This window comes from Salinicoccus sp. HZC-1 (genome assembly GCF_046736035.1).
Classification (GTDB): domain Bacteria; phylum Bacillota; class Bacilli; order Staphylococcales; family Salinicoccaceae; genus Salinicoccus.
The window spans coordinates 1489521-1503898 of sequence record NZ_CP177130.1; the positions used below are offsets into that span (position 1 = coordinate 1489521).

General features: G+C 45.3%; 10 protein-coding genes. 4 read left to right on the top strand and 6 right to left on the bottom strand.

Annotation, left to right across the window (positions count from 1 at the left end; genetic code table 11):
* Positions 1-36 precede the first annotated feature (36 nt).
* Complete coding sequence (locus ACKRAT_RS07540; protein ID WP_411841895.1) at positions 37-1026, bottom strand: LCP family protein; 990 nt, start codon at positions 1024-1026, stop codon at positions 37-39.
* Positions 1027-1188: 162 nt separating this feature from the next.
* Between ACKRAT_RS07540 and ACKRAT_RS07545 the strand changes: the two genes are divergently transcribed.
* The gene (locus ACKRAT_RS07545) at positions 1189-2142 is read left to right on the top strand and encodes a DUF1002 domain-containing protein (protein WP_411841896.1); all 954 of its coding nucleotides are present in this window, start codon (positions 1189-1191) and stop codon (positions 2140-2142) included.
* Positions 2143-2178: 36 nt separating this feature from the next.
* On the opposite strand, the gene ACKRAT_RS07550 is transcribed toward ACKRAT_RS07545, so the two are convergent.
* The 3 genes from ACKRAT_RS07550 to parE form a co-directional block, all read right to left on the bottom strand.
* Positions 2179-3663: an alanine/glycine:cation symporter family protein gene (locus ACKRAT_RS07550; protein WP_411841897.1), complete on the bottom strand. Its 1485-nt coding sequence runs from the start codon at positions 3661-3663 to the stop codon at positions 2179-2181.
* A gap of 78 nt (positions 3664-3741) precedes the next feature.
* Complete coding sequence (gene parC, locus ACKRAT_RS07555; RefSeq protein ID WP_411841898.1) at positions 3742-6153, bottom strand: DNA topoisomerase IV subunit A; 2412 nt, start codon at positions 6151-6153, stop codon at positions 3742-3744.
* The gene (gene parE, locus ACKRAT_RS07560) at positions 6146-8128 is read right to left on the bottom strand and encodes a DNA topoisomerase IV subunit B (protein ID WP_411841899.1); all 1983 of its coding nucleotides are present in this window, start codon (positions 8126-8128) and stop codon (positions 6146-6148) included. Before parE ends, parC begins: the two co-directional genes overlap by 8 nt.
* 222 nt (positions 8129-8350) lie before the next feature.
* Between parE and plsY the strand changes: the two genes are divergently transcribed.
* Complete coding sequence (plsY, locus tag ACKRAT_RS07565; RefSeq protein ID WP_411841900.1) at positions 8351-8935, top strand: glycerol-3-phosphate 1-O-acyltransferase PlsY; 585 nt, start codon at positions 8351-8353, stop codon at positions 8933-8935.
* A 17-nt stretch (positions 8936-8952) separates the two neighbouring features.
* A complete protein-coding gene (locus ACKRAT_RS07570) occupies positions 8953-9234 on the top strand; it encodes a HesB/YadR/YfhF family protein (RefSeq protein WP_411841901.1) in 282 nt (93 codons plus the stop codon).
* 51 nt (positions 9235-9285) lie between these two features.
* Here ACKRAT_RS07570 and acnA read toward each other — a convergent pair whose 3' ends face one another.
* Together acnA and ACKRAT_RS07580 are read right to left on the bottom strand one after the other, a co-directional pair.
* Positions 9286-11988 (bottom strand): aconitate hydratase AcnA, encoded by a 2703-nt coding sequence (gene acnA / locus ACKRAT_RS07575; protein ID WP_411841902.1) that lies wholly within the window; start codon positions 11986-11988, stop codon positions 9286-9288.
* A 174-nt stretch (positions 11989-12162) separates the two neighbouring features.
* Complete coding sequence (locus ACKRAT_RS07580; RefSeq protein ID WP_411841903.1) at positions 12163-13755, bottom strand: BCCT family transporter; 1593 nt, start codon at positions 13753-13755, stop codon at positions 12163-12165.
* Positions 13756-13995: 240 nt separating this feature from the next.
* On the opposite strand from ACKRAT_RS07580, the gene mscL reads away from it, so the two are divergent.
* A complete protein-coding gene (gene mscL / locus ACKRAT_RS07585; protein ID WP_411841904.1) occupies positions 13996-14370 on the top strand; it encodes a large conductance mechanosensitive channel protein MscL in 375 nt (124 codons plus the stop codon).
* Positions 14371-14378: the final 8 nt, after the last annotated feature.

Below are 14378 nucleotides of genomic sequence, written 5' to 3' on the forward strand. Positions count from 1 at the left end.
GGACGGGGCATGCCCCGTCCTCTTAATTTATGGCCTTTATTCAACGGAATCCGCTTCGTCTGTATCTTTCTGATCTCCTTCCAGGAAGTCGTGCAGATATTGATTGTTCGTTTCAAAATCCAGGTCGATGACATTCCCTGCATGCGGTGTATCCATAAATTGATATGTATTTTCCACAGGCAGCGTCAGGGATTCTATGTCCTTGTCCCCTCTTATAAGGAACGAGGCCATCATGCGGTACATTTCACCATCCGACATGCTTGTATTGACATGTCCCATCGCCGTGCCGGCAATCTTCGGCATCTTCATGATGTTGCCCGCCGACAATGCTTCGTCTTTCACCGCACTGATCACCTGCTGCTGGCGTCTGACCCGCCCGAAGTCTCCTTCGGCGTCATGACGGAATCTGGCATAGGCGAGGAGGTCCTCGCCGCCCAGGCGCTGTTCCCCTTTCTCAATCTTCGTATCTATCTTCTCAGACATATCTTTTTCCACATTTATCGGAATGCCATCCTGATTTACGACATTTATCACCGATTCAAACGCTTCATAGTCAACGACCGCATACTCTTCTACATCAATGCCGAAGTTTTGCTTGATTGTCTGTCTGAGCAGTTCGACACCGCCAAGTGAATATACCGAGTTGATCTTGTAACTCTGGTACCCCGGTATATCCACGTAAATATCACGCATCAGGGAAACCAGTTTCAGGTCTTTCTGCATATAGTCATATTGTGCAATCATAATGACATCTGTACGCTGCTGACCATCCACTTCCCGGTCTGCGCCCAGCAGCAGAATGTTTTTCTTGCCGTTATTATTGTCCACTCCGTTAAATTCATATGCTTCCTGTTCCACACCATTCTCTTTGGCAATATTCAATCCGGATTGATAAGAGAAATATATATAAAGTACTGATCCGATGAGCAGCAGGAGAATTACAAGGGGGATGAGCGCCCTTTTCCGTAATTTTTTCTTCTTCACTGTATGTCCTGCTTTTTCAGAACGGCTGTATTCGTTATCCATAATCATACTCCTGTTAATAATCTACTGACTCAGTTTACCGGTTTTTAACCAATTAATAAAGAAATATCCTGCAGCACATGCGTACAGGTCCGGTGATATCCATTGAGTCCGGTCTCTCTATTATAGTAGAATAGATGGAAACCATAAGGAATGAGGGATAGTATGGCACGGAAAATGATGCCGTTGATTATAATTTTACTATTGATGCTGCCGCTCAGGGTACAGGCTGCATCGGAATGGGACCAGGCTGTCACGGTGTATGGCGCAGCGCTTGAAAATGATCAGGAACTGCTGGAGTCAACAAGTGAGATACTCGGCGCTGAAGATGGTGACATCGTTGAATATGTAAGAAGCGGGGATGTGCAGAAATATCTTAATGTCACGTACGATGATTCCGTTTTAAAATCCAGCATACGCATACTTCAGAAGGATGGGGGCCACGGCCTCGATATCACTGTGGATGAAAGCATGGGCCAAATAACCAAAATTACAGAAGAGACATACAAAAATGCACTTTTGACTTCCGGCATCACTGATGCAGAAGTCGTCATTGGCGCAGCGGAGGATGTTACCGGCGAGAGCGCATTATCCGGCATTTACAAAGCATATGAAGCTCAAGGTGAAGAGATAGACACCGAGCGCACTCAGAATGCTCAGGACGAGCTTGAAACCATTTCAGACATTACTGAAGAAAACAGCAATGTAGAAGGCTTCTCCCAGGAACAGCTCAACAAGATGATCACTGAGATTAAAATCCAGGTCATTGAGGCGGGCGGAAACTTATCCGAGGACGAAATCAGAAGTATTGTGGATGAACAACTCAAAGAAAACGGCCTGAACGATGTATTGAATCAGGAACAGATCAACCGTATTACGGTAATCATTGTAAACATTCAGGAGTCCGGTCTTTTCCAGAATGAAGAAGCCGAGCGTCTTCTGGACAGTTCAAAAGGCCTCATCGATGAAATCACTTCAAGCGAAGGGTTCAAGGATGCCAAAAAGGCCGCCGAGGAACTGGGCAAGGATATTCAGGAATCCGGTGCATGGGAATCATTTAAAAATGCCGTGTCGGATTTCTTCAGATCGGTTACGGACTTCTTTAAGTCACTGTTTTAACCCCAATAAAAAAAGCGGACATGATGTCCGCTTTTTTTATTTCTGATCTTTATCTCTGGATTTGTTACCGTCTCTGTAAGCGTAGCGGTTTTCGCCCCACTCGTCGACATCCGAAAGATCTGCTTTAATATTGTTCGTCTGGAATACCGGAGTGATTCCCTGTTTAAGCTGCGCTTTGTAGTCTGCCGCCACCTGGAACACGATACTGCTCAGTGCAAATACTGCAACCAGGTTGGTTACGGCCATGAGTGCCATGAACAGATCGGCTGTGGCCCATGCTGTTTCCAGGTCCATTACCGCACCAACGAATACCATGACAACGACCAGTGCTTTGAAAATAAATAATACAGCTTTATTTTCTTTAATATAGTTCAGGTTACTTTGCCCATAGAAGAAGTTTCCGAGTATTGAACTGTAGGCAAACAGCAGAATGACAATGGCAATGAATGTTGCACCGAACGGGCCGATCTGTGCTGTCATCGCTTCCTGTGTCACCTGAATCCCCTGCAGTGCATCTGCACCGTACTCCAAGTCTGTGTACATGAGTATGATGACAGCTGTCGCCGTACATACAACCATCGTATCAAAGAATACGCCGAGTGACTGGATCAGCCCCTGCTTGACGGGATGGCTGACTGCCGCTGCAGCTGCCGCGTTGGGGGCAGACCCCATACCCGCTTCATTGGAGAACAGTCCGCGCTGGAACCCGTTCAGTATCGCAGCACCCACTGCGCCGCCGAATGCTTCACGAATGCCGAAAGCATTTGCAAATATAGTGGAAATCATTGGAATGACCTGGTCATAGTTGATGATTAATATTACGAAAACGACTGCAAGATAGATGACGGCCATCACCGGTACGATATAACCCGTCACATTCGCCACCCACCTGGCACCGCCGAATATTACAATGGCTGTAAGTACTGCCACGATTATTCCAATAATCCACCTGTCGACATTAAATGCCTCCTGATACGCATGTGCAATCGTATTGGACTGCAATCCGTTAAATACAAACCCGAAAGTGATCGTAATAAGTATTGCAAAAAAGATACCCAGCCATCTTTGGTTGAGCCCTTTCTGCATGTAGTACGCAGGGCCGCCGCGGAATCCGCCTTCCTTGTCTTTAACCTTGAAGACCTGGGCGAGCGTGGACTCGAAGAATGCAGTGGCAGCACCGAAGAATGCAATCACCCACATCCAGAATACCGCACCGGGGCCGCCCAGAACAATTGCCGTTGCAACGCCGGCAATATTCCCTGTGCCCACACGGGAAGCCGCACTGATTGTAAATGCTTTAAAAGGCGAAATCCCCTTTGAACCATCCGGTAAAATTTCTGCTTGTTCCTTAAGTACACGGAACATTTCCCTGAACCATCTGAATTGGACAAATCTGGAGCTGATTGAAAAATACAGACCAGCAAGTATCAGCAGTCCAATAAGAAAGTCTCCCCAGAGCAGATCATTACCGACTGAAACTGCCGATTTGAACCATTCCGGAATAAAATTTTCAAAATTCATTAAATAAAGCACCTCCTATATGCTTTTTATTATAGCATTCAAAGAGGTGCTTTAAAGAGAAATTTTAATATATATGGATTAAGTGAGTGCTTCGAAATCAACTTCGGCCACTTCACCGAATTCATTTTCATCCACTACAAATGAGCCGTTTGAATACTTGCCGCTCACCCTGGTCGATTTCGCATTCGTTTTGAATTCGGAAGATGCAGACTTGAGCACTATATTAATATCTTCTTTGATGACCGTTGCATTAACAATACGGTGGGGTTTGGATTTAATATCCTTTATCAGCATATTGCCGACCTGCGCCCTTGCGCCTTCCTCAAATACAGCAAGATCCGTCCGCTTCACAGCACCTCTTTGGGAGACTGTAATCAAATGTGTCTGGTTTGAAATCAATCTGGACATGACGATCCGATCATCGTCTTTGACATTCATCGCCCGGACGCCCTGTGCCTTCAAGCCGGTGTTGTTAATTACAGAAACCGGATAGCGCAGTGTCATTCCTTTATGCGTCACAAGGAGTACATCTTCGTCTTTCGTTTCAGTCAGCTCTACAGAAACCACTTTGTCATCCGCCTTAAGCCCCATGCCGGCGATTGGTCTTTTGATGCGTGTCGCTTCGTATGCATCAAGCCCTGTCAGTTTGATCTGGCCGTTTGCCGTCGTGGTGACCACCGTCACTTTCCCATCATACGTTTCGATCAGGAATGCGGTGATCGGCATTTCATCGGATTTGAGGTTGAACCGGCTGGACAGGTGCTGGCCGTTATCCTTCCACTTGATATCCTGGAGCTCGTGGACCGGAATGATCATATAGTTGCCATAGTTGGTGAACACCAGACAGTGCTGCAGCGTATGCCCCTGGCTCAGCATGACAAGCCGGTCTTCCTGCTTCATCCCGATTTCCTCGATGGTGCTCGCATTATAACTTCTCATACTCGTACGTTTAATATATCCGTCCTGAGTCACTGAAACCATGACCTCTTCTTTGGCGATAAGCACTTCTTTTTCAAGCTCTATCGTCTGGATCTCTTCTTCGATCACACTCTGGCGCGGTGTCGAATACTTTTTGCGTATATCTTTCAGTTCCTTCTTGATGACGGAAAGCAGTTTATTTTCATTGCCCAGGATTTCCCTCAGCTGGTTAATCGTATACTCGAGTTCATTATGTTCCGTCTCAAGTTCCACGATATCCGTATTGGTCAGGCGGTACAGCTGGAGCATTACAATGGCTTCGGCCTGGGTTTCCGTGAAGCTGAATGCTTCCACCAGGTTGTTTTTTGCATCCCGCTTGTTATCCGATTCACGGATCACACGGATGACTTCATCCAGAATTGACAATGCTTTCATCAGACCTTCGATGATATGCATACGGCGTTCCGCTTCACTGAGCTCGTATTCAGAGCGGTTGCGGATTACTTCCTTCTGGTGTTTTATATACGCTTCCAGTATATCTTTCAGACCTAAAAGCTGCGGGGCGCGGTCGCTGATTGCCACCATATTGAAGTTATAGGACACCTGCAGATCCGTTTTCTTATAAAGGTAGTTGATGATCCCTTCAACATTGGCATCTTTTCTGGTCTCGATAACCACACGCTGGCCATCACGGTCCGTTTCATCCCTGACTTCCAAAATGCCATCGACTTTACGGTCTGCCCGTATTTCATCAATCTTCTTCACCAGATTCGCCTTGTTCACTTCAAATGGCAGCTCATCAATGATGATGTGCGTCTTACCGCCTCGGACATCTTCGGTCCTCACTGTACTGCGGACGATGATCTTGCCTCTGCCTGTCTCATACGCTTTCTTAATCTGCGAGACCCCTTGGATGATTCCGCCTGTCGGGAAGTCGGGCCCTTTGACAATATTCATCAGTTCATCAATCTTCACAGTCGGTTTATCAATGATCTTCAGCGTGGCATCAATCACTTCCTCCAGATTATGAGGGGGGATATCTGTCGCATAGCCGGCGGATATCCCCGTTGTGCCATTGACCAGGAGGTTCGGGAATTTCGCCGGCAATACTGTCGGTTCCACCTCTGTATCATCGAAGTTATTGATGAACTTCACTGTATTTTTATTGATGTCGCGCAGCATTTCATTGGAAATCTCAGAAAGCCTGGCTTCTGTATAACGCATCGCAGCTGGCGGATCCCCGTCGACACTCCCTTTGTTACCGTGGATGGTGATGAGTTCTTCGCGCATCTTCCATTCCTGGGACAGTCTTACCATGGCATCATACACACTCGAGTCGCCATGCGGGTGATAGTTACCGATAACATTCCCTACAGTTTTGGCGGATTTCCTGTATCCTTTCTCGAATGTGTTGCCTTCTTTATACATCGCGTACAAGATTCTTCTTTGAACCGGCTTCAAACCATCTCTTACATCTGGAATCGCCCGGTCCTGAATGACATATTTACTGTACCGGCCAAAACGGTCGCCGATGACATCTTCAAGTTGAAGCTGCTGAATATGATCAGTCATCCAGTTCACCACTTTCTTCCAATTTTGCTACATCATCATTCTCAAGGATGCTGTCCTGCTCCTCGAGCGTGAAGCTTACATTCGATTCAATCCATTTACGTCTCATTTCAACGTTATCCCCCATCAGCGTCGTAACACGTTTAAGGGATAATGCTTCATCCTCGATCCTGACTTGTATCAGTGTACGGGAATCCGGGTTCATCGTCGTTTCCCAGAGCTGTGTCGGCATCATTTCACCCAGACCTTTATAACGCTGGAGTTCAACGTTTTTCCCGAGTTCTTTTTGTGCCTGGACAAGCTCATCCTCTGTCCATACATAGCGGACGATTTCCTTGCCCCTTGATTTCTTCTTCAATTGGAAAAGGGGCGGCAGCGCGATATAAATTTTACCCGCATCAAATAAAGGCCGCATATAGTTGAAGAAGAACGTCAGAAGCAATACCTGGATATGCGCGCCGTCCGTATCGGCATCGGTCATGATGATGATCTTATCGTAGTTTGTATCTTCGACATTAAATTCTGTGCCCACCCCGGCACCGATCGTATGGATGATTGTATTGATTTCTTCATTTTTAAATATATCTTCGAATTTTGCTCTTTCCGTGTTGATCACTTTACCGCGGAGCGGCAGGATGGCCTGGAACTTCCTGTCCCTGCCCTGCTTTGCAGATCCGCCGGCAGAGTCCCCCTCCACGAGATACAGTTCATTTTTCTTTGCATTCCGGCTCTGCGCCGGCGTGAGCTTACCGGATAGTAAAGTATCTTTACGCCTTTTCTTGCCGTTTCTTGCCTCTTCCCGGGCTTTCCTTGCTGTTTCCCTGACACTTCTCGCCTTAACAGCCTTTTTAACAAGCTGCGTGCTTAAAGTACCGTTTTCTTCCAAATAGTATGGAAGATGTTCAGCCAACAGGGACTCCATCACATTCCTTGCTTCACTCGTTCCCAGTTTACTTTTCGTCTGGCCTTCGAATTGAAGCAGATCTTCAGGCACTTTGATGGAGACGACTGCTGTCAATCCTTCCCTGATATCATTGCCTTCAAGATTTTTATCTTTGTCTTTTAATTCATTGATTTTTCTTGCATATTCATTGAACACACGGGTAAAACCCGTTTTAAAGCCAATTTCATGTGTCCCGCCGTCTTTCGTCCGTACGTTGTTCACGAAAGAAATGATGGTTTCACTGTACTGGTCATTGTATTGGAAGCTGACTTCCGCGAGGATGCCGTTATATTCTCCCGAAAACATGCTGACTTCACCAATTGAATCTTTTCCTTCATTCAGAAATTCGATGAATGCTTTCAGGCCGTCATCATATTTGAAAGATTCCTCGAGAGGGTCTTCAGGCCGTTTGTCTGTAATGTTAATTCTTAACCCTTTTTGCAGAAATGCAGATTCACGCATTCTCTCCATAATCGTTTCAAAATGGAACAACGTCCCTGATTTAAATATTCCCGGATCGGGTTTGAATGTCACTTCCGTTCCGGTCTTTTTCGTCTTACCCGTCACTTTCAGGGGTCGGTCAACTTTACCGCCGTCTTTAAATGACATTTCATGAATTTTACCCTCTCTGAATATCCGTAACTCGACCCAGGAACTCAGGGCATTGACGACAGAGGCTCCGACGCCGTGGAGACCGCCGGCTGTTTTATAGCCGCCGGAACCGAATTTACCGCCGGCATGCAGGACGGTGAAAATGACTTCAGGGGTGGTTTTTCCCGAAGCGTGTGTGCCTGTAGGCATCCCCCGGCCATTATCAGCGATTGTAATGCTTTCGTCTTTATTGATAATGATGTTTATCTCATCACCGTATCCATTTATAATCTCATCTACTGCATTGTCTGTGACTTCGTAGACAAGGTGATGAAGTCCTCGATGGTCTGTCGACCCTATATACATTCCAGGTCGTTTACGTACCGCATCAAGGCCTTCTAATATTTGTATCGATTCATCTGTATAAGTGTTTTGTCTTGCCAAATCAGGTATCCTCCCACAAACATACGTTCGTTTATTGTAATCTCTTACTATTTTTATACAAATCTTCGACGATTGCAACCCTAATCCTTATTTTACACGTTTTTTAAATTTCTGCTTTGAATAGTTTACATATTGTGATTATAGTAAACTATTTTTATGTTAGGCCTAATTATTTTTTTATGGTAAACTGTTAGTACCTGATGATAAAAGGGGTTTTTTAATTTGGAAATACTCATATCACTGCTGGTGTTTGGATACTTACTCGGAGCAGTACCTTTCAGCCTTCTCATTGGGAAATGGTTTTACAAAATTGACCTGAGAGAACACGGGAGCGGAAATATTGGAACAACCAATACATTCCGTATCCTTGGTAAAAAAGCGGGAATCATCGTGCTTATCATGGATATGATGAAAGGGGCAATTCCCGTCTGGGTCGCCTTGCTTATCAATACTGACTTCCACGTCTTTCTGCCGGGACTGGCTGCCGCACTGGGTCATGTCTATTCAATCTTTCTGAAACTCAAAGGCGGCAAGGCTGTTGCGACCAGCGCCGGTGCTATACTTGCCTATAATCCACTAATGTTTGCTATATTACTGAGCGTCTTTTTACTTACTTTAAAATTCAGCAAATATGTGTCCTTATCAAGTGTAGTCAGCGCCGTTTTATTCTTCATCCTGTCGCTTGTTTTCCGGGACCCGCTGCTTATCGGATTTTCTTTTATCATTGCTGTAGTTATAGTTGTTAGACATATCTCCAACATTAAACGTATAATAGACGGCACAGAGTCAAAGATTACATTCATGTAGCGAAAGGATTGATCAGCATGCTGAAAGTTACTGACAATGCAGTGAGTTGGATGAAAGAAGAACTCGACCCCGTAAACGGCCAAGGCGTAAACATCTATGTAAGATATGGCGGAGAAACACAGCTCAAGCAGGGATTCTCCCCTGCACTTACCGTAGACAGCATTCCGTCCGACAGTAAGGTTTTTGAATATGATGGCATCAATGTTTTCATAAAGGAAAGCGATCTCTGGTATTTTGAAGATACTGAACTCACAGTTGATGTAAACGATGAAGATGAAATTGCATTTGCTGATAATTAAAAATTAATAGCCCATCTCTTATGAGATGGGCTATTTTTTATGACGTTTTTCTTATTTAAGTTTGTTTCTGAGAACAAGTTGTAAGATACCGCCATGACGGTAGTAGTCAACTTCAACTTCAGAGTCAAAACGTGCTTTGACTTTGAATTCTTTTTTCTCACCTTTGTCGTTGGTCGCAACGACGTCCAGAAGGTGTCCTGGTCTGACTGCTTCACCCACCTGGATGTCGAATGTTTCACTTCCGTCAAGTCCAAGTGCATCTGCATCTTCACCATCAACAAACTGAAGTGGCAGCACACCCATCATAACGAGGTTGGAACGGTGGATACGCTCGTAGCTGGCAGCAATAACTGCTTTGACGCCAAGGAGGTTGGTCCCTTTGGCAGCCCAGTCACGGCTGGATCCCATACCGTAGTCGTCTCCTGCTACTACGACAAGACCCGTACCATCTTCCTGATACTTCATCGCAGCATCGTAAATGCTCATTACTTCGCCCGTTGGCCAGTAAGTTGTAAATCCGCCTTCTGTTCCAGGCGCTATCTTATTGCGGATACGGATGTTGGCGAAAGTACCACGCATCATCACTTCATGGTTTCCGCGACGGGAACCATATGAGTTGAAGTTTCTAGGAGATACACCTTGTTCGATCAGCCATTTACCTGCCGGAGTGTCTTTACCGATTGCCCCTGCCGGTGAAATATGGTCGGTTGTAACAGAATCCCCAAATTTACCAAGTACACGCAGACCGTTGAGTGGTTTTACAGTACCCGCTTCTGTTGATAGATTCTGGAAGAATGAAGGGTTTTGGATATAAGTCGAGTTAGGATCAAAGTCGTACAGTGGCGCATCAGTCGTTTCAATGTTATTCCAGATTTCGTTGGAATTGAATACACTCTCATATTCTTCTCTGAATAGTTCAGGAGTGACTGAGCTCATTACTGCATCTCTGACTTCTTTAGTTGATGGCCAGATATCTTTCATGAATACATCGTTGCCGTCCTTATCCTTGCCAAGCGGTTCTGCTTTAAGGTCGATATCCACTGTACCGGCAAGTGCATAAGCAACAACCAGCGGCGGTGAAGCCAGATAGTTGGCTTTTACAAGCGGATGGATTCTTCCTTCAAAGTTACGGTTACCGGAAAGTACAGAGGATACAAGAAGATCATTATCCACGATTGTTTCAGTAATTTCCGGAAGCAATGGACCGGAGTTTCCGATACACGTTGTACAGCCGTAACCGACAAGGTTGAAGCCGAGTGTATCAAGATATTGCTGCAGACCTGAATCATCAAGGTAACCTGTAACAACTTTTGATCCTGGCGCCAATGAAGTCTTAACATAATCAGGTACTTCAAGTCCTTTTTCCACTGCTTTTTTAGCGAGCAGACCCGCACCCAGCATTACATATGGGTTGGATGTGTTCGTACAGGAAGTGATTGCCGCGATGACCAGGTCACCTGTTTTGATTTCAGAAGATTTTCCGTTTTTGTAGTTGATTGTTGCTGTTTTATCAAATTCGGAAGCTTCCATGCCATGTCCATGGTTGCCACTTTCAGCAGTAACAGACTTTCTGTATTCATCTTTCATATCTGAAAGCGGAATGAGGTCCTGTGGACGCTTCGGACCGGCAAGTGCAGGTTCCACTGTGGACAGGTCAAGTTCGACTACGTCAGTGTAAACCGCTTCCTGTTCCGGATCGAAGAACATATCGTTCTCTTTCAAATACTGTTCCACAATATCAAGATGCTCTTCAGAACGTCCTGTCAGACGCATGTAGTCAATCGTTTCAGAATCGACCGGGAAGAACCCGCATGTCGCACCGTATTCCGGCGCCATGTTCGCGATTGTCGCACGGTCAGCGAGTGGAAGTTCAGTAACACCCTGGCCGAAGAATTCTACAAATTTGCCGACAACACCTTTTTTACGCAGCAGTTCAGTTACATACAGCGCAAGATCAGTTGCAGTCGCCCCTTCAGGCATGGCATTGACCATTCTTACACCGATAACTTCCGGTACAGGGAAGTATGACGGCTGTCCAAGCATACCAGCTTCCGCTTCAATGCCGCCGACACCCCAGCCCAGTACGCCAAGGCCGTTGATCATTGTAGTATGGGAGTCTGTACCTACCAAAGTATCCGGATAAGTAACAAGTCCATCCTCATCTTCTTTGACATGGACAACATTTGCCAGGTACTCAAGGTTAACCTGGTGTACAATGCCTGTTGCAGGCGGTACAGCTCTGTAATTGTCAAAAGCTTTCGTTGCCCAGTTCAGGAATATATAACGCTCCTGGTTTCTTTCGAATTCAAGTTCCATGTTTTTCTGGAGTGCGTCATGCGTACCATATTCATCCACTTGTACAGAGTGGTCGATAACAAGATCCACCGGCACTTCAGGGTTGATCTTTTGTACATCTCCTCCGACATCATCCATTGCTTTTCTAAGTGATGCCAGGTCAACCACTGCCGGAACACCGGTGAAATCCTGCAGAATTACACGGGAAGGTTTGAACGGCACTTCATTGCCTTCATTGTTTCCTTTGTCCCATGTACCCAGTGATTCGATATGTTCATCATTAATTACACGGCCATCGTACTGTCTAAGTACTGATTCAAGCAACACTCTGATTGAGTATGGCAGTTTGGATGTTTCAGACATGCCTCTTTCGGTCAAGGATTTTAAACTGTAATAATTATAATCCTTGCCGCCGACACTAAATGAGCGCTTAGCAGCTTCATTTACATTTTGACTCATGGTTAATAGCCCCCTATCAATATTTCAGTCATACGACTGCTCATATCAATTGTATAACTTAAATTTATGGATGTAAATGAAACTCACCTTAAAAGCGTCATATTTTCGATACAAAAAAATAACCTATAGTGATAAGTAATACTTATCACTATAGGTTGAAAACATAACTATATATTAATTATTATCTTCTTCTTTTGCTTCCCGTTCCATTTTTGTTTCATGATCTTTCATTAATTTTTCATATCGCGTACCTTCATAATCCGGTTCCAGCAATAAGTTTAATGATTTTTGCTCATCGGAAACATCTTTGTACGTCGCCACCATTACGAGTATCAGTATAACTGAGAACGGGAAGGCCGAGATGATCGCTGCCGCCTGCAGAGGCGCCAGTCCTCCGCCCATAAGAAGCACAACCGCAATCAGTATCTGGGCAAGCCCCCAGATCATTTTGATTCTGTTTGGTGGTGTCAGTGAACCGTGAGTTGTCTGCATTCCCAGCACAAATGTCGCCGAATCGGCTGATGTGATAAAGAATGTAGAGATCAGCAATACCGCAATAATGGAAATGATCATCCCCATCGGCATATTATTGAACATTTCAAACATTACCGCCTCTGTGGCCAGTTCACCGAACCCGCCGAACGTTTTTTCGCTTTCCATCGCACTTACGCCGAACACGCTGAACCAGAAGAAGCTCAGTACTGCCGGCCCCATCATGACTGCAAGAACGAATTCACGGATTGTGCGGCCGCGGGAGACCCTCGCGATAAAGATCCCCACGAATGGACTCCAGCTCATCCACCAGCCCCAGTAATAGATCGTCCAGGAACCAAGCCATTCACTTTTGGATTCATTCAGCGGCGCAACATCGTAACTCATCTGTATAAAGTTGCTGATCATGCTGCCGAAAGTATCCGTCCACAAATTCAAAATAAGGACAGTCGGACCTACTATGAGTGTGAAAATAAGCAGCAGGCCCGCCAGTACCATATTTGTATTACTCAAGTACTGGATACCTTTTGAAAGGCCTGACCACGCGCTGATCAGGAACAGCACAGAAACGACCGCTATTATGAGTATCTGGACATAAATGTTGTTTGGAATACCGAATAAGTAGCTCAGCCCGCCGTTGATCTGCATTACGCCGAGACCCAGTGAAGACGCAACCCCCATAATTGTAGCGAGCACCGCAAGCACATCGATGGCAGTTCCGATCGGCCCTTCAACACGATTGCCCAGTATCGGACGCAGTGTTCTTGAAATCAGACCCGGCTCCCCTCTTCTGAATTGTGTGAAAGCCAGGGCAAGGCCTACGACTGCATATACTGCCCAGGCGTGGAATCCCCAGTGAAAGAATGTTCTCCTGAGTGATTCTTTCATCGCTTCATCAGTGCCTGGTTCTGCTGTAGGCGGTGTCAGGAAATGGCTGAGAGGTTCAGAAGCGCCCCAGAATACCAAACCGATACCCATACCGGCACTGAACAGCATCGCAAACCAGGAAACCGTTCTGAATTCCGGCCGCTCTGTCGGTTTTCCCAAACGGATCTGTCCCATCGGTGTAAAAACGAACAACAGACAGAAAAGAATCATAACAGTGGTTATCGATACATAGTACCAGCTGAAATTAACAGTGATAAACCCTTGGATAGCGCTGGTTACCCCGGCAAAACTGTCAGAAAAAAAAGCACCGTAAAGAACCAAAAGTGCGGTGATGACAACCGCTATCCAGAATACCGGAGATAATTTTACCTTTTTGTTATCATCCATAGTTTCCTCCTTGTAATCGGTAAATGGTGAAATTATAGTCCTCTCAAGACAAATACCCATACTGGTACAGACTTAACCGGTGCCAAATCCGCTTTTTCCCTGATGCCACTTAATTTCAATGTTATTTTCCGTAACATTATATATAAATTGTGTTCTTAAACTTGTTTTTACATGTGATAAATGGCATATTAAATTTGCACAAAGCAACCTGTGTAATTTTCAACATGAGGAGGAAATAGTATGTGGCAGGAATTCAAGGAGTTTATCGCACGGGGGAATGTGCTTGATCTGGCAGTGGCAGTCGTTCTCGGTGGGGCATTTGGGAAAATCGTGACGTCATTGGTGGAAAACATCATCATGCCTCTGATTGCACTTATTTTCGGTGATACCGATTTTGCTTCGAGCTGGTCTTATATGGGAATTACTTACGGCGTTTTTATCCAATCAATCATCAACTTCCTGATCATCGCAGCTGCGATTTTCATGTTTGTTAAAGTGATCAACAATCTTACAAGAAACATGTTCGCAGATGATGAAGCAGAACCTGAAGACGAACAGATTGTTCTGCTCAGAGAGATAAGAGATTCACTTAAAAATGAAAATGATGACTTATAAAAGGAACA